We start from the raw sequence: 17,389 nt of genomic DNA, 5'->3' as shown, positions 1-17,389 counted from the left end.
AAGGACAGCGTCCTTCATTTCCTGACTGTATCTATTTCGACTTTCATTACTCATATCGCACGACCTCCATCTTTAATTAAAGTATAACAGGAGAGTTCTATACGACAACTAGCCTAACAGAGAGGGTTTGCTAGATGATAAATTAGGATCAATTCCTCAGCCCAATAACACTAACTTTAGAACAAGTGTAAGAATTACGATTCCAAATGCAATCCACTGAATAATGTTCCGTTTGCTGTTAGTTTTACTTTTCATAGGCTCCTCCCTCTCTTTTGTAAATCCTTAATCTGGCCCGATTGGTGAATAGTTTGTTATCCTGTGCAAATCATAATTGCATTTCTGTCAGGATCAAGTATGGTGAAAAATGAAAAATCATTAAAACGAACGATTTCTGATTTTACTTTATATCCTAATTCTTTTACATAAGTATATGAGTCATCAATGTTTTCCGTATGGAAATTAAACAGGGGATTCTCATTAGACGTTTGTTCCTTTGTGATCCCCTTCGGCCCAGCATCTAGGGTTAGACCAGTATAGTCAGCAATCTTAATATTGTATACGGGTCTTTCAATGCTAGCTAAATCATAGTCTTGACCAAGTAGTTGAGAATACCATTTTACAGAGTTCTCCAGGTCACTGACGTGCACAAAAATTGTGTTGATTTTATTTGTTATTGGACTGTTCATAATTCCCACTCCCCTTTAAAATCAATACGAATTGAAAATATCATATTTTTTTCTGCAATAATGTCTCTTTTGTTGAATTGTCTCTCTATCCATTTGTTGACACTATTGTATCAAATTTTCTAGTGAATTATCCAACTTTTTTAAAATAATCAATCTTTATCGTGAATTATTAAATGTTAGGACACAGTTACTTATAACAGTTGCAACAGTAGCTTCCGGCATTGTTGCAACGCTTGTCTTCCTAACCAATCAAAAAAATAACCCCCAGTCCCTTTACACAAGGAACTAAATGGGGGTTATTCTTTTTAATAACTTTTTTGTAAGCCATGGCTAATCGCCCTTCATACGTTCATGCTACTGTGATATCATGTTTATCCTGAATATCCATTAAAGTAATTTGATACAACGCAGTGTTATTAACGATAGCTGAATGAAGGTTATTACTCTCTATTCAGTTTTCGGTACCGCCCTCCCGCCACAAGAATGGCAGAATACAGCACCAGAACGATTCCGAAAACTTGCCATCCTCGTAACTGGTCATGTAGAAATAAGACACCCATCAATACAGCCACTATTGGTTCAATCGTCGCCAAAATGGATGCCTTCCCTGCTTCCAAATATTTTAGTCCAGATGTATACAATACATACGCAGCAACCGTTGAGACCAATGCCAATAGCAAAGCAGACACCCATACATCAGCATACTGAAATTTGTCCACCTTACTTACAATACCACTCGTCAGTAACATGAAGATACTTGTATAGAAAAAGGTATATGTCGTAATGGTCAACGCTGAATACCGTTTTGTGACAGGCTTCGTAAAAATACTATATAATGCATAGCAAAAACCTGAAAGAATTCCCATGAGTAGCGTCTTACCTGGAATACCTTCTGATCCTAGCGGAAGTAGTCCGACTACAAATGCGCACCCGGTAATCGCAAACGCAAGTGACCAACCTTTGCGAATCGTAAGAGGTTCCTTAAAGAAGAACCGGGACAAAATTGTTACAAACAAAGGGCCCGTGTACAAAAGCGTCACCGCTAGAGACAAACCTGATTGAGAAAATACTTCGAAATAAAAGTAGTTAAACAGTGCAAGACTGAAAATCCCGGCACTTACGAAAAAGAGATGATCCTTTAATCGAGTGCGTAACTGATCTCTGTAAAACAAAACCATGATTAGAAGTAAAAAGATAAAACTAAAGATTCCCCTTATGGCCACGACATCCCAAGCTGTGAAACCTCTTTCATACAACGGAGCAATGAATAGCCCAATCAGCCCCCAGCATGCTGCTCCCGCAATGGTCATCAGATAGACTCTAATTCCAGGCTGAGTTTCCATCCCTTCTCCCCCTACTCATACATCTATGTATTTGCCGATTTTAATCATACAATATTCAAACATTGATATATAGACTAACCTAGAAACAAACACAAAATTTTATAGAAGAACTATAGATTCACTTATGTATATGTCACAATACTTTCTGTCGTTTTCTAATAAATAAACAAAAAGTAACCACCCTGTATACTCATAGCAAGCATACAGGGTGGTTACTCAAATTCATTTATTCACCATCATCTATTAGAAACGACTGTTTACTGCACTTTTAGGATTACAAATTCTTCCCCAACTACATCCACACTTACTTTTCCAACGGTTTCTTCTTCTAATAAAAGATCTGTCAAAGGATCTTCAATTTTGTCTTGAATCACTCTTCGTAGTGGACGAGCGCCGAAGCGTTTGTCATAGCCTAATTTTACAAGAGCTTGCTTTGCTTCTTGTGTAATGGAGAGGTTGATGTCATTTTCTTCAATGGTTTCTTGAAGATCTACAAGCATCAAATCTACAATTTCCAGAAGGTTCTCTTCTGTTAACTCGTTGAATGCAACAATTGCATCGAAACGATTCAGAAACTCTGGTTTGAAATACTCACTCAATGTTTCTAACATCGCCACGGACTCATGTTCTGTCTGATTGAATCCAACGCTCACTTTTTTAGCGACGCCTGTTCCAGCGTTGCTTGTCATAATGATGACTGTATCTTTGAAACTTACGGTACGGCCATGTGAGTCAGTCAATCGGCCGTCTTCCATAATTTGAAGGAACATATTTTGCACATCCGGATGCGCTTTTTCAATTTCATCGAGCAGCAAAATGGAGTAAGGATTTCTGCGAATTTGTTCCGTCAATTGACCCGCTTCCTCATGACCAACGTAACCCGGAGGTGACCCAATGATTTTGGAAATCGCATGTTTCTCCATGTATTCGCTCATGTCTAGACGAATCAGGGACTCGCGAGTACCAAATAATTCTTCCGCCAAGACTTTTGTGATTTCTGTTTTACCGACTCCTGTTGGACCGACAAACAAGAAAGACCCGATTGGACGATTTTTGGATTTCAAACCGGCCCGACTGCGACGGATTGCTTTTGCAATTTTCTCAACCGCTTCAGACTGACCAATAACTTTTTTACGGAGGTTATCTGCAAGTCCTTTCATTTTCGCCTGCTCTGCAGCTTGAAGTTTCGTCACCGGAATACCTGTTTTCTCTTCAACAATCAATTCAATATCTGCTAAAGCTACAACTGTATGCCCGGATTCCTTATTTTGTTTGGCTTCTTCTAGCTTGTCCCGTAAATGTACTTCTTCTGTTCTTAAGTTCGCTGCTTTTTCATAATTCTCCTGATTTGCGGCATGCTCTTTTTGATAAACGATTTCCTGCAAGCGCATTTCAAGTGAGTCTGAATCACCCGCGGATATCTGTTCCAGATTCAGTCGTGCTCCCACTTCATCCATCAAGTCAATTGCTTTATCTGGCAAAAATCGATCCTGGATATAGCGCTGTGATAGCGTAACAAATGCTTGTACCGCTTCATCTGAATAGCTTACGCCATGGAAGTTTTCGTATCGATCTTTAATACCGTTCAATATTTTAATGGCATCTTCTGCAGAGGGTTCTTTAACGATAATTGGCTGGAATCGACGCTCAAGGGCAGCATCTTTTTCAATTTGTCGATATTCTTTAAGCGTAGTTGCCCCGATAAGTTGTAACGTACCTCTCGCCAAAGCTGGCTTTAAGATATTCCCAGCATCCATCTGAGATCCTTCGGTTGTTCCAGCTCCAACGAGTAAGTGAATTTCATCGATGAACAATAGAACATCCTGACGCGTTTCCAATTCCTCTATCAGTTGCTTCATCCGCTCTTCGAACTGTCCTCGAATTCCCGTGTTCGTAACAAGTGATGCAACATCCAGCACGTATACCTTTTTGTTCAGCAACTTCGCTGGTACATCACCTTCTTGGATTTTCACTGCAAGCCCTTCAGCAATCGCAGTTTTACCAACGCCAGGTTCCCCAATCAGGACTGGATTATTTTTATTTCTTCTATTTAATGTTTCGATCACGCGCTTAATTTCCTGATTACGCCCGATAACTGGGTCTATCAAACCTTCTTGTGCATCATCAGATAAGTTCTTTCCTAATTGGTCTAATAACCCTGGCTCGTGACTTTCAGGTTCTCTTACTTGCGTATATGTTTGTTTCGGACCATTCGCCTGGTAAAATTCATTCGAGAATGACGGTTCGTTCCCCGCACTCAATTGACCTTGTAATTCTTGAAAGCAGGAACTGCATAGATTTACCTGCATCGCTTGCTGATTCACTTGAAGCCGTAAATTCATAGTTGCTTGGTTTTTTTCACAATGTTGGCATCTCATAGTAAGTTCCTCCTTAACATTTCAATCCGTTGTTTGACTTTGACTATCTTTAACCTTACTCCTATTTTACACTGACTTAATCTGACATTCAAGAAATGTGCTTGCTCAAGTTTTAAAACCGTTATGACTTGTTCTTTTAAAATACGAATCATGATAAGTTTTTTGGTAAACACTGAAAACAATGTCTTTTGCGTTTGAAAGGATCGGTTTTATATAATAAAAGAATCGTGTAAAATCGTTTTGAGAGTAACGTCTAGTTGAATCTTTTAGCACAACCTCATTCGAAATTAATGAAAGAAGGAATTAGTAGTCCATGAAAATTCTAATTAAGCTACTTCAAGTAGCCGTTCTTTATGGTTTTTATCTAGTTGGAAATTGGCTACACGACATCCTCCACATCCCACTTCCAGGCAGTATTATTGGTTTATTGTTAGTATGGGGAGCTTTGAGCATGAAGGTTCTAAATTTAAAATGGATTGAATCTGGAGCACATTCCCTGTTATCGGTTCTGCCTATATTCTTTATCCCAGCGACTGTTGCTGTTATGAATTATGGCCACTTCTTTTCAGGCAAAGGCAGCTTATTAATCCCGATTACAATCGTTAGCACGTTTTTAACGATGGGCGTAGCTAGTTTTGTTAGCCAATCGGTCGCAAAACGGATAGCTAAGAGGAAGGCGGGATCTGAATGCAGCTGATCACTCTATCATTGGGATTCATACTATTGACGATTGCGATCTATTTTGCAATGACTGTCCTCTATATGAAGGTTCACTTACCATTTTTAGTACCCATTATCACCACTACAATTGTAATTATCCTCATTCTGGTTCTGTTTAATATTCCTTATGACACCTATATGGTTGGCGGACAATGGATTGATAAGCTGCTCGGCCCTGCCGTAGTCTCGTTGGCAATTCCTTTATATAAACAGAGAGAATTGTTGAAGCGTCATATCTACCCGATTATTACTGGAGTTTTGGTTGGGTGTTTGACAGGAATGATTAGTGGCGTGGTACTTGCGAAAAGTGCGGGGTTTTCAAAAGAACTGGTGTTATCCATTTTGCCTAAATCCATTACAACTCCGATTGCCATGCAAATTGCTACACAAATCGGTGGCGTTCCAGCACTTTCAGCTGTTTTTGTCATCATTGCGGGAATCAGCGGTGTCCTACTTAGTCAATATTTCCTCGCGTTCTTCAAGTTGGATAGCACACTTGGTCGCGGAATTGGGTTAGGCGTCGCCACCCACGCCATCGGAACGTCTAAAGCGATTGAATACGGTGAACAGGAAGCATCATTGAGTTCAGTCGCAATGACCCTTTCGGCAATTTTCGGATCAATATTTGGGCCAGTGATTGCCTTGATATTTTATGGATGAATTTGTATAAAGGACAGATAGAAGTCCGCAGTATGTGGATATATTCTACATAAGAACAAGCAGAGACCTATAGAATACGGTCTCTGCTATTTTTATAGCCATGTATCATCTACTCTTAGCTATCCATCGAAATAGATCGTAATTTCAGCTTGCCATGAAGATCGTTCAATCTCCCCATCAGTTCTTCATATTCAGTCAAGCTAATGTCGCACAGCTGAATTTCTTCGCCAACTCGTTGGGTGATGTTGCTTTGTTCCTCGAACGCTTTCTTTTCAAGTGTCACATATACTTTACGCTCATCATCTTTTGAGCGGTCTTTACGCACCCAGCCCTTTTCCTGCATTCGAGAAATCATTGGATTTAGTGTTCCCGTACCTAGGTTCACTCGCTCCCCTAGTTCTTTCATCGTCACTTCGTCTTTTTCCCATAAGGCTAACAAAACCAAGTATTGAGGATAGGTCAGCCCAAAAGGTTTTAGCACACTCGTATACAGTTTGTTGAATTCTCCAGCGGTTTCATAGACAGCAAAACAGAGTTGTTTATCGAGTGTTAGAAAATCTTTCATCATAGAAGTTTTTTAACATCTTCCGTTAGTTTTTCAGGCGCCGTCTGTGGTGCGTAACGTTCAATAACCTGTCCATTTCGATCCACTAAAAATTTAGTAAAGTTCCACTTGATTTTCTTGGAAAGCATCCCTTTTTTCTCAGTAGTTAAATGATTGAATAACGGGTCTGCATGGTCCCCATTCACATCAATTTTTGCGAAGATCGGGAACGTAACTCCATAATTGACTTGGCAAAATTCAGTGGTCTCTTCAATATTATCAAATTCCTGATCGTTGAATTGATCGCAAGGAAAGCCGAGAACGGTTAGCCCCTGATCTTTATATTCCTCATATAATTCTTGTAATCCGCCAAACTGAGGCGTAAAGCCGCATTTACTCGCTGTATTGACAATGAGGAGTGGCTTTCCTTCATACTCCTTCAGGGACACCATCTCTCCATTCGGTTTTTTCACTTCAAAATCATAGATTGTACTCATTCGAATTCCCCCTTTTAGTTTACAGAAATCTCAACTTCTATATTACCTTGCATTTCTTTAGAATACGGACAGTTGGTGTGCGCTTTATGTGCATATTCTAAAGCAACCAAATGATCCACTCCTTCGATTGTATGCGATGAAAAGACAAAACAGTCGTGTACGATTAAATCTTATACGATATAAATGTCGCTTGCAATTTTTTTGCTTCCTTCACTCACTTTCCAACTCCAATAGTTGTGACAATTCTCATAAAACGATAAACTTAGAGTGACGAACCATTTTGAAAGGAGAATACATATGACGTATAAACCAGACACTGCTGAAACAAAAGAACTTATTCAACAACTCGTCTCAATTCCAAGCCCTTCAGGTTACACAAAAGAGGTAATTTCTTTTGTAGAGGAATACTTGAAGCCATATAACGTGGAAACAAAGCGCAACCGTAAAGGGGGTCTGATTGCAACATTACCTGGTAACAATAATAAGGAGCACCGTATGCTAACGGCACATGTCGATACACTTGGCGCTATGGTAAAAGAAGTGAAAAGTAATGGACGTCTGCGACTAGATTTGATAGGTGGCTATAACTACAATTCTATTGAAGGCGAATACTGCCAAATCCACACAGCTTCAGGCAAAACGATTACAGGCACGATTTTGTTGCACCAAACGTCTGTACATGTCTATAAAGAGGCTGGTAAAGCAGAAAGAAACCAGGTAAATATGGAAGTGCGTATTGACGCTAAAGTGAAGAATGAGAAGGAAGTCCGTGCACTTGGCATTGAAGTCGGTGATTTTGTGTCACTCGATCCACGTGTAGAGAATTGCGAAAATGGGTTTATTAAGTCCCGCCACTTGGATGATAAAGCCAGTGTCGCAATTTTGTTGCAGCTTATTAAACAAATACACGAAGAAAAAATTACTTTACCCTATACCACGCATTTCTTGATTTCTAACAATGAAGAAATTGGGTACGGTGGGAACTCCAACATCCCAGAAGAAACGGTTGAATATCTAGCGGTCGATATGGGTGCTATGGGAGATGGTCAATCTACGGATGAATACACAGTGTCGATTTGTGCAAAAGACGCTAGCGGCCCTTACCACCTTGGACTTCGCAACTCTCTCGTTGAGTTAGCAAAACAACGTGACATTGCCTACAAGCTAGATATCTATCCGTACTATGGATCGGATGCATCCGCAGCCATCAAAGCAGGACATGATATTATCCATGGTCTGATCGGTCCAGGTATTGACTCTTCTCATGCATTTGAACGTACTCATGAGGAGTCCTTGGAATGTACGCTGCAGTTGCTTTATTATTATGTGCAGTCAGAGTTACAGCAGTATTGATAGCCAAAATAAAAAAACCAGCGTCCTTGTTATGGATCGCTGGTTTTTCTTCTTCAAGTAATCATTATCAATATCCTTTTAACAAGACTACTAACTTCTCGTTAATCAATTGATTGTACCAGTTCCCTCTTTTTTTCGGTGAACTCATTAAAAGACTGCTGAATTAGATTATAATGATCTTTTGCTTGAAAACGCTTGGCATCACCAATAACGTAAAACTCTTTTTTAGCTCGAGTCACAGCTACGTTTAATAGATTAGGCTTCATGCAAGACCAATCTGCCGCACCATCTGTTTCAGCGTCTGTTCCAGTGACGAAATAGACAATATCGGCTTCTTTCCCCTGGAACGTATGTACAGTTCCAATTGAACGATTGATCCAATCATCCAACGCTTCGAACTCGCCGTTAAGTTGCTGTTTCACTATTTTTTTCAAGGCGTCTTTCACCGCGGTGAACGGTGTAATGACAAATACGCTAGGCATTTTATTCGTTCCTTCTGCGACAGTAAAATGACCTCTTATTTTCTCTACAATCAACTCCCCTTGCTCTTGAACATACTGACCCTGTACAGCTTTACCTGGGCAGTCAAACCATTCCCCTTCTCCAATCTTTTTGATAGGTAGTACCATCTTATTCTGATAAGCGATGCTGTTTGCAATCGAAAACATAGGTTCAATACAGCGGCGGTGTACCCAAAGTGGAATTCCAATACGCTGCCGTTCGTCCCCTTCTCCTTTAAGAGTTCCAATTGGATTCGCAAAGTCGGCCAACGTTTGGACAGATGCCGTCGTCCCAATGTAAGCCTCAGATACGTCAAATGCTTTCCGCACATCATGCAAAATTGTTTCGTCCAACGTGACAACTGGTTCGATTTGTATCGGATCTCCAACTACAATTGCCCGCTTGGATCGCCATAAAGCTCCAGCAGCTTGCTGGGGACTTGCTTGACCTGCTTCGTCGACAAACAAATAACCGATAAAATCTTTTTCAATGCCTTTATACATCGAACTAAAGCTAGCAAAGGTAGTACTGACTACAGGAAAGACTAAGTGTAGGACATTCCACATATTGGCCATATATTTTTTGTTTTCATCTATATTTAAATTAATCCCCTGTCTGTTCGATAAAACTGCTAGTGCTGCTTTAATTTGTCTTGGGTTCATCGCTATAAATACTTTGTGAACCTTTAATGCCTTTAAAAATAGTAAACCTCTTTCATAATTTAATTCATCTGTTTGCCATAATACTGCTATTTGACGTTCTTCATACATCTCTTCTCCCCAGAATTCAGCATTCGAGTGGATTAATTGTTGCTTACTATATTTCTCTTTCCATATAGCTAGCTCATCTAATCTTTTTTTATAGTGTTGTGCTTTAGCTGTTAACTTTTCGTGTTTTTGTTCGCAGTTATGGATGCTTTTCACTAATTCTTTTTGTTCTTTAATTAGTACATTAAGTTCTTCTCGAATCTTCTGTTCTTCTTCATCTGCCTTTTTAGAAAAGAGAGACATAATCTTTCGCCAGACAGAAGGTGCTGGCAAAATATTAAGTTGTTCCTGGACGAGTTGTTTCTGTTGTTCAACTCTGCTTATCTGTTGCTTGGCTCGCTGCAGATCTACTTTCGTGTCCTCAAGTTCTTGGGCATTTTGCTTCTTGCGTGCAAGTATATCCTCTGCCTGCTTCATGAGCTCGACAAACTGTTGCAACTCCTGTTTTTTGAGTTCAACTGATTGCTTCAACTCATTAAATTCGTTGACTACTTCACTCCACGCACTATCAGGTAAAGGCTCTTCGAATCTCTTCACTAAAGAAGTCAACTTTGGTTTTTGTTCTTCGCCCTCATTTGTTTTTGCTCGTATACCGTTTAATGCTTTACTGACGGATGTAATGTTAGATGAACGACCGAGTGCAGCAGAGAATAATCCCCACGTTTGCTCATCTTGAATGATTTCAGCAGACAATTCAGGATAGAAGTCTAAAGCCGTCGCTTCTTCTCTGTAAGCTACCTCGCATTGGTGCTGATAGAGTAGGTCTGCTCCTGAACGTGCAAACTCTTCACGACATTCTTGTTCCGTCGGCTCCTTACTATTACGAACAACTGAATCCAACTTGGGTAAATCCTTAGATATATTTTCAACTGCGCCGTTATTACTGGAAGCAACTACGATGGAGTGCTGAGCAAGTTCTTCATCTAGTTCGTACATATTAAAGTTCATATGTTCAATTTTCAACTTGCCTATTTGGGTAAAAGCTTCACTAGGTTTGTTATAAGTTGTCATCTGAATCGCTCTTTCTACAACAAGTTGAGCAAAAACATCTTTCAATAAAGTTGTTTTCCCTGTTCCAGGTGGACCATTCACTGAACTGATTTTTTCATTGCCATTTAATAGTTGGTTAACCGCCACTTGCTGCATAAGGGATAGCCGATGAGCTACGGGTGATGGCCATCGTCCTAGCGGTAGATTTTCAGGAAGTAACACGTCTTCAATTGCATCCTGATTTTCATCTATATCTATTTCTAACTGCTTTCCATCAAGAAACTGTTGTAACGTTTCGTTTGTACCTTTTTGTAAAATACGATGCAAGTCATTTAAATAGAAACTATTAAACAAAGGAGCACTCTGAGGATTCTTTTTGTTTTCAAAATTAATTCCGATATATCCATCATCTTCTATGCTAGAAAGAGTTCCAAAATGCTTTCTAAATACCTGCCGGAACTCACAAATCCCTTTAGGATTCACACCATCGCTAAAAATAGACTTCGCAGCTTCTTCTACTCTGTTCTTCTCTTCTTCATATCGATCAGAGAACTTATCATATTGGATAGATTCCTTATTTAAGATGTCGTGCATGACCAATTGCACATGTGGAATAAACAATGAACCTTCCACATACTCTTTGGATTCGTTCACTTTAAATGTAAAACTATAACAACGCTTAGACGTTTTATTAATTATTTCTTCATCGCTATTAAAGAAATTACGAAATAACTGAACAAGAGAATCCTGTTCGTAACAATCCAAGTAGTAACTATAGGATAGTACATATTTCTCTGTATTGAATGGAATGAGTGTTTCATTTCGATTTTCAAATACATCCCTCGAATTAACACGCTTCCGAGTTTTCCCATCCTTAAATTCACTTCCATTGATGTCTTCTTTTAACGTTGGTACCTCTCCTGGTAAAATAGACTCTAAAAAAGCCCATGCTGAAATATGATTATCCACAACGACGCCACCTCTCTAGCCACCGGAAACTATGCTGTGCGTAAAACTAGTTTTTTATATCAACACAATATATATAGAGCCCAAGGCATCATGTTTTTTGATGTCTATATGTATCGTATCAAACTTTCATAATTGTTTAAACATTCATGGCTAGAAGACGAGTAGATTGATTTAAAGGAACTACTCAGCCTTTTGCATCTCTGTCATGAGGTTCGTAACAAAATTCTGTGCATAACAATCGCGAATCGTGTTGGGGTTGTACCTTACACGAGCAATAGTTATGAAAACCCCCGCTTCTCACATGAGATGCAGGGTCATTTCACTCGGGTTGACCGTCGATATAGAAGGGTGTGTTAAATTCAATACCATCTTCCCCTCTATACTTTCGAGGAGCGATTTTAGTTAATTGGTAAGTGAATCCTTTTTCTCCACTTACGCGAAACGTATAGTAATCTCCATTTCTTTCGACTTTGAAATCATCAAACTTGCCGGTAGGCAAAGATGGTTCCGGAATGGAGTAGGGATTCTTGTACTTTTCAGACTCGTCATCGTCTTTCTCAACCATGAATGCGCTTTGGTTGTCGATAAAAACATCTTGAATGATCAGTAAGTGATCCGTGAATTCAATGCTGAAATTACTTGGACTTGTAAAACTGGTCTGCAGTAAGTACACATCCCTCCAAGATTCCGTCACATCATTCCCAATCGATTCTACAGCAGGTGTCTTAGGGGAAACTGGAGACAGAATGGCATAAAGGCCACCTGCGAGTGATAAAAAAACAATGAATGACACTAGTACTGGGACCCATTTGGGCGGTCGGCGGGCATTTTTACGTGCTGCTTGTTGGAAGACATGACTGCGTGCCCTTCTTTTTTGCTCTCTCGATGGCTCTGTTGCTTTGCTTAGGGTTTTCAATTCTTTTGTAATGTCATCATCGGACAAGTGTGTCAATTGTAAAACCTCCTTTCTCCAATTCCTGCTTAAATGCTGTGAGCGCACGGGACAGGCTCATTTTCACTTTGCTCTCCGTGCAGTTTAGAATAACCGCCGTCTCTTTAGTGGAAAATTCTTGGACTTTGCGCAAGGTGATCACTTGCTGGTAACTTGGTTTTAGTTTCCCGAGTGCATCGTAAAATTCTTTATGTTGAAAGTTTAGAAGTGCTGTCTTTTCTGCAGATAGATCGAGGAGACTATTGTTGATTGGCAAATCAATAAAGTGAGTCAACGGATGTTTCTTTCGAAAATGACTTATGACAGTTGTATAGGCAATACGAAAAATCCATGTTTTCACCGACGACTGCCCTTTGAATTGGTGTTCGCCTGTAATCACTTTGATAAAAGTCTCCTGAGCTAAGTCTTCTGCTGTCTGTTCGTGTTTTACTTGAAGAAGAATATAGCTGTATACCGCATCAAAGTAGTCATCAAACCAATTGTGACTGGACATCTTTTCACCTCTCTTATGTACTTAGACGCAAAATATTTAAATCGGTCACTAAATGTCTGACTATTCATTTTAACATAAGCTATCAAAATCTCTTTGGGAGTATTTGTATAAAAATCTTACCTGTAATGTAAAATCGTAGGTACATAAGTATGTATACTACAGTGAAAAACCCAGCTACCATTTCTGGTCGCTGGTCAATTTAAATTCTTAAAGTGGGGATAATGATGAAGAGACTCTCTTTCGGGGTAATCAATCTTTCTGCAGTCAACGAGCAGAAACAAAAAAACAATGACGTTGCGGGGACATAGTTGTCTTATTTTAGTCCCTTTCGTTTCAATTCCTTCTCTTGTTCCTTAGCTTTTTCTGTGAGTATATATGAGTTTTTATAAACACCATAAACGATTAGAACAAAAGGGATTGCCGCTACTAGTACACCTGAGAAGGCATCAATGCTTGCTGGATTAAACCAGGTGAACTGAATACCAATCGTGTGTAAGAACAAAAAGATAGAGGAAGCCAAACCACCAAACAACCCGATATACTGTTTTAATTTATCTGCATTCACTTGAATCCTTCCTTTCTTAGCTGCTTTTTAAAAGAGAATTGGTCATATGTGTACCAATGGTTATAGATCTCACATTGGCTATTATCTAGTTTATGCATAGAAAAAAAGACATCCTATGTGGGATGTCCTATTAAACCTATCTTTAGAGTTCCGTTGTCCATTTGCGTTGTAAACAATCACTCTATTAATCCACTGTAACCGATAATTCTTTCAATTTTAATGAAGGCGAACCATAACCCCCCGGAACGAACTTTAAGTTAGAAGCAACGGATTCGATTGCATTCATATAGTCATAGAAGTTTCCTGCGATTGTCATTTGCTTCACAGGAGAAGCGATTTTTCCATCTATAATAGAGAAGCCTGCTGCCGCAACCGAGAAATCTCCAGAAATGGTACTCGTACCGGAGTGGAGGCCAGACAATTCCGTGATGAACACCCCTTCCTTGATAGTGGCCAGAAGCTCTTCCTGGCTTTCTTCGCCTGGTGCAATGTATAAATTGTCAGGTGCAACGGATAATGTACTCTTATAAGAAGACTTACTTGCGTGCCCTGTTGAGTCAACGCCATCTTTTTTAGCGGTTTTCCGATTATGAAGAAGAGTATTCAGAGTGCCATTTGAAATGACCATCGTTTTTTCTGTCGCTACCCCTTCCCCGTCGAAGTTTCTACCTAACAATGCTTCAGGATGGAAGGGATCATCAACGAGACTGAAATTCTTCGCACCAATTCCTTCACCGATTTTGTCTTTCAGCAAAGACTGACCTTTTTGTGCCTTTTCGGCGGAAAAGATGGGTGTGAATGCCGCTAATAAGGAAGCCGATGCATCGTGTCGCATGATGACCGGATACTTTCGGGATGGAATTGATTTCTCTTCTAAATAAGAGAGCGCTTCTTCGGCTGCTTCTTTTGCAATCTCATCTGCGTCCAAGGAACTGAAATCCCGAGTCAAACGGACTGCGCCACCTGTCTTCATCACATCTCTTTCTTTGGCAACTGCATAAACGAAAACAACGAGCCCATTCATTTTATCGTGCAAGGAGAGCCCTTTATTATTTGTTAGAACTCGTTCTCCCTCGAAATCTTGGAGCACACAGTGATTGACTGAAACAATTCGTGGATCATAAGCTAACGTTTTCTTCTCCACTTCTTTTATGAACGATATTTTTTCTGGAATTGGGATATTGGCAAGCGCATCACTATAACGGGAATGGTGTGAGTAGTGGTCACTTCCTTCAAAAGTATCTGTGCCATCGTCTTCATCCAAAGCATCTGCGTTCGCTTTTGCACTTTCTATTAAGAAAGAAACGGAATCGTCATCGATTTTTTCTGTATATGCATAACCCATTTTGCCGGTATATAATCCCCTGAAGCCAACACCGCCTTCTTCAGAAGTTTCATAGCTATCGATTTCCCCTTCAAATATCTTCACTTGGAATGCATTCGATTTTTCATAATAAACTTCAGCTTCCTCAAAACCAACTTCCTGTGCTCTTTTTAATAGGTCTTCCTGAAATCGTTGAATTTCCATTGTTATTCCCCCTTTGTCCCACCAACAGTAATTTCACTGATACGTAGCATGGGCTGCCCCACATTTACAGGAAGACTACCACTGACAGACCCACACATTCCAGCACCATGAGCTAAGTTATTGCCTACTTTATCAACAAGCTGTAGTGTTTTTGCACCGTTTCCAATTAGCGTGGCTCCGCGAACTGGGCGATCGATCTTACCATCTTTTACTAAATACGCTTCTGCTACAGCAAAGTTGTAATCGCCTGTTGCTGGATTGACTGACCCACCGCCCATGTATTTCGCGTAAATCCCATTTTCAGTTGATGCGATGATTTCTTCTGGAGTCGATTTACCAGGAGCGATATACGTATTTGTCATCCGGGAAGTAGGATTAAATCGGTACGACTGACGACGAGAAGACCCAGTCGCTTCCGCATTCATGCGACGCGCATTAAATTTGTCGATCATATATCCTTTTAAAATCCCATTTTCGATCAACACATTTTTACGAGTCTTCTCTCCTTCATCATCAATCGTCAGGGAGCCCCACTCATTAGGGAGTGTGCCATCATCGATATATGTCACGATATCAGGTGCAACCTTTTCACCGATTCGATTCGCAAATACGGAGTTGTTCTTCGCCACCGAAGTCGCCTCAAGTCCATGACCACACGCTTCATGGAAGATCACTCCACCAAATTCGTTGTCGATGATCACCGGGAACTTGCCACTAGGACACTTATCCGCACCGAGCATCGTTACTGCAATGCGTGACGCCTCTCCTGCGTAATGCTGAAGGTCCAGATTCTCGATGAATTCAAACCCCGCATGTGCTCCTGGACCATAGAAACCACTCTGCATTTCTACACCATCCGTAGCTGTCGATTGAATCGCAAGTCGTGAATGGACACGTTTATCCTCTACGAACTTTCCTTCAGAATTGGCAATTAAGACATTTTGCTCCTCATCAACATAACGAAGCCCAACTTGACGAATGCGCTCATCGTAATTCTTGGCAATTTCGTTCGCCTTTCTCATCACTGCCACTTTTCGTGCGTGCTCCACAGTTTGAGGTAGCTGAGCAATCATATGAATTGGTTTGACGATTTCCTTTTGTAAAGGATGGATGATCCCATTCCCACCTCCACTAATTGCTAAAGCCGCACGCTTCGCCGCTTCAATCAGTCCTTCTTCACTAAAGTCAGAGGTGTACGTATACACATTTTGAAGACCGGAGAAAATCCGGATTCCAATTCCGAAGTCTCGACCTGAAATACTACTTTCGATCTTATCACTTTGTAATTCAATCGAATTCACAAACTTGTCTTCTATGAAAACCTCTGAAAAATCACCGCCAGTCGATAAGGCGGCTTCCAACACGTTTTCTATTATTGATTGCTTAATCATTTTTTCATTCCCCCTCCATTTGGATTATAACCTACATTTTGTTAGAATCCACTGATTTAGGTAACTATTCAGTTTTATCACCAGACAATAGTAGTATCATGGAGAAATACCCTCCAATAAGAATTTGTAACTCTCTTCTCCATACATAACTATCTGCCTAATGTTGGACAGCTTCCCAATATACTCGCATCATTGCTTAATCATTCACGAATGAATCTAAATCTTATATCGGTAGCAAATAAAGAAAAAACCAATGACAATTTTCAAGTCACTGGTTTTACTTTGAACTTCTACCTAGCAACTTTAAGATTCAGTTGAACGAAAAGCTCACGTTAATAAGTCATTTTCGCTTTCAACATCTTTGTTGGATTTACTAAAAGCTTTATAAATAAGCATTACGCTAACGTACAACACTGGAATTCCTATAATAAAGTAAAAAATATTCTTGGGCATAAACATGTTGAAAAAGTATAAAAAGAAAACGGACCAAATGAAAAGGACACTATATAAAATAAACTTTTTCATTGCTAATTCACCATCCTTTAAAGAAGGTCTATCCTGCCGTTAGATTTTTCAAATGAGTTTTTTGATGCTAGCATGCATTCTGTGATTGACATTCATTTTAGAAATCTCTTTTATCGTTTATACTTAGAATCATAGCGTAACAATGGAGGATTAGACAATGGAATTTAAAAATATCGACGAACAAGTTATCCAGAAGTATAAAGAAGATGAGACTCTTATGGTTCGCTTATTTGTACAATGGTGCACAAATTATAACTTAGATCCACAAAGTCTCTATCAAAAAGCATACCCTGCTCAATCGTTTAATGAACTCTTATCTGAAGTCATGGATAGCGATGACGGATTCGATGAACTTCACATCGATAATGAAACGATGCTGGATGTTCTTCAAATGTTCGGAAATGACGATCTTGCATTTGTAGTGGCTGATGAATTTCATCGGTTGGACAAGTAGTTCCAAGAAGACCTCTATTTCAAAGGACGTTTGAAGTTACCCATTATCTCAATATCATGGAACTCAAAACAAT

The 17,389-nt window shown here is 39.8% G+C and carries 15 protein-coding genes; 4 read left to right on the top strand and 11 right to left on the bottom strand.

Annotation, left to right across the window (positions count from 1 at the left end; genetic code table 11):
• Nucleotides 1-311: 311 nt before the first annotated feature.
• The 3 genes from DVB69_RS00460 to DVB69_RS00450 all read right to left on the bottom strand — a co-directional run bounded on the left by DVB69_RS00460 (nucleotide 312) and on the right by DVB69_RS00450 (nucleotide 4,407).
• Complete coding sequence (locus DVB69_RS00460; RefSeq protein ID WP_116015482.1) at nucleotides 312-686, bottom strand: VOC family protein; 375 nt, start codon at nucleotides 684-686, stop codon at nucleotides 312-314.
• Between the two features lie 440 nt (nucleotides 687-1,126).
• On the bottom strand, nucleotides 1,127-2,029 hold the full coding sequence (locus tag DVB69_RS00455; RefSeq protein WP_116015480.1) for a DMT family transporter: 903 nt from the start codon (nucleotides 2,027-2,029) through the stop codon (nucleotides 1,127-1,129).
• Nucleotides 2,030-2,286: 257 nt separating this feature from the next.
• Nucleotides 2,287-4,407 (bottom strand): ATP-dependent Clp protease ATP-binding subunit, encoded by a 2,121-nt coding sequence (locus DVB69_RS00450; protein WP_116015478.1) that lies wholly within the window; start codon nucleotides 4,405-4,407, stop codon nucleotides 2,287-2,289.
• A gap of 313 nt (nucleotides 4,408-4,720) precedes the next feature.
• On the opposite strand from DVB69_RS00450, the gene DVB69_RS00445 reads away from it, so the two are divergent.
• Together DVB69_RS00445 and DVB69_RS00440 are read left to right on the top strand one after the other, a co-directional pair.
• On the top strand, nucleotides 4,721-5,104 hold the full coding sequence (locus DVB69_RS00445) for a CidA/LrgA family protein (RefSeq protein ID WP_116015476.1): 384 nt from the start codon (nucleotides 4,721-4,723) through the stop codon (nucleotides 5,102-5,104).
• Entirely contained in the window at nucleotides 5,095-5,787 is a 693-nt protein-coding gene (locus DVB69_RS00440) for an LrgB family protein (protein WP_116015474.1), read from the top strand. The genes DVB69_RS00445 and DVB69_RS00440 overlap by 10 nt, the downstream gene beginning before the upstream one ends.
• Before the next feature lie 115 nt (nucleotides 5,788-5,902).
• Here DVB69_RS00440 and DVB69_RS00435 read toward each other — a convergent pair whose 3' ends face one another.
• Both DVB69_RS00435 and DVB69_RS00430 read right to left on the bottom strand, forming a co-directional pair.
• The gene (locus DVB69_RS00435) at nucleotides 5,903-6,355 is read right to left on the bottom strand and encodes a MarR family winged helix-turn-helix transcriptional regulator (protein ID WP_233505282.1); all 453 of its coding nucleotides are present in this window, start codon (nucleotides 6,353-6,355) and stop codon (nucleotides 5,903-5,905) included.
• Nucleotides 6,352-6,828, bottom strand: a complete 477-nt coding sequence (locus DVB69_RS00430; RefSeq protein WP_116015472.1) for a glutathione peroxidase — start codon at nucleotides 6,826-6,828, stop codon at nucleotides 6,352-6,354. The genes DVB69_RS00435 and DVB69_RS00430 overlap by 4 nt, the downstream gene beginning before the upstream one ends.
• A 297-nt stretch (nucleotides 6,829-7,125) precedes the next feature.
• Here DVB69_RS00430 and DVB69_RS00425 point away from each other — a divergent pair, with 297 nt between their 5' ends.
• Nucleotides 7,126-8,181 (top strand): M42 family metallopeptidase, encoded by a 1,056-nt coding sequence (locus DVB69_RS00425; protein ID WP_116015470.1) that lies wholly within the window; start codon nucleotides 7,126-7,128, stop codon nucleotides 8,179-8,181.
• Nucleotides 8,182-8,282: 101 nt separating this feature from the next.
• On the opposite strand, the gene DVB69_RS00420 is transcribed toward DVB69_RS00425, so the two are convergent.
• The 6 genes from DVB69_RS00420 to DVB69_RS00395 form a co-directional block, all read right to left on the bottom strand.
• On the bottom strand, nucleotides 8,283-11,408 hold the full coding sequence (locus tag DVB69_RS00420) for a DEAD/DEAH box helicase (RefSeq protein ID WP_116015468.1): 3,126 nt from the start codon (nucleotides 11,406-11,408) through the stop codon (nucleotides 8,283-8,285).
• Nucleotides 11,409-11,727: 319 nt separating this feature from the next.
• Entirely contained in the window at nucleotides 11,728-12,360 is a 633-nt protein-coding gene (locus DVB69_RS00415; RefSeq protein WP_116015466.1) for a hypothetical protein, read from the bottom strand.
• Nucleotides 12,341-12,853, bottom strand: a complete 513-nt coding sequence (locus DVB69_RS00410) for an RNA polymerase sigma factor (protein ID WP_116015464.1) — start codon at nucleotides 12,851-12,853, stop codon at nucleotides 12,341-12,343. The genes DVB69_RS00415 and DVB69_RS00410 overlap by 20 nt, the downstream gene beginning before the upstream one ends.
• Before the next feature lie 313 nt (nucleotides 12,854-13,166).
• Nucleotides 13,167-13,418 carry a phage holin gene (locus DVB69_RS00405; RefSeq protein WP_116015462.1) on the bottom strand — a complete coding sequence of 84 codons (252 nt, stop codon included), beginning with the start codon at nucleotides 13,416-13,418 and terminating at the stop codon, nucleotides 13,167-13,169.
• Between the two features lie 184 nt (nucleotides 13,419-13,602).
• Complete coding sequence (locus DVB69_RS00400) at nucleotides 13,603-14,946, bottom strand: TldD/PmbA family protein (protein ID WP_116015460.1); 1,344 nt, start codon at nucleotides 14,944-14,946, stop codon at nucleotides 13,603-13,605.
• A 2-nt stretch (nucleotides 14,947-14,948) separates the two neighbouring features.
• Nucleotides 14,949-16,337, bottom strand: coding sequence for a TldD/PmbA family protein (locus DVB69_RS00395; protein WP_116015458.1), 1,389 nt, complete (start codon nucleotides 16,335-16,337; stop codon nucleotides 14,949-14,951).
• A gap of 682 nt (nucleotides 16,338-17,019) precedes the next feature.
• Between DVB69_RS00395 and DVB69_RS00385 the strand changes: the two genes are divergently transcribed.
• Nucleotides 17,020-17,316, top strand: a complete 297-nt coding sequence (locus DVB69_RS00385) for a hypothetical protein (RefSeq protein WP_116015454.1) — start codon at nucleotides 17,020-17,022, stop codon at nucleotides 17,314-17,316.
• Nucleotides 17,317-17,389: the final 73 nt, after the last annotated feature.

The sequence above is a fragment of the Sporosarcina sp. BI001-red genome (assembly GCF_003384035.1).
Lineage (GTDB): Bacteria > Bacillota > Bacilli > Bacillales_A > Planococcaceae > Sporosarcina.
Note: the sequence above shows the minus strand (reverse complement) of the source record. Positions and strands in the feature narration are given on the sequence as shown.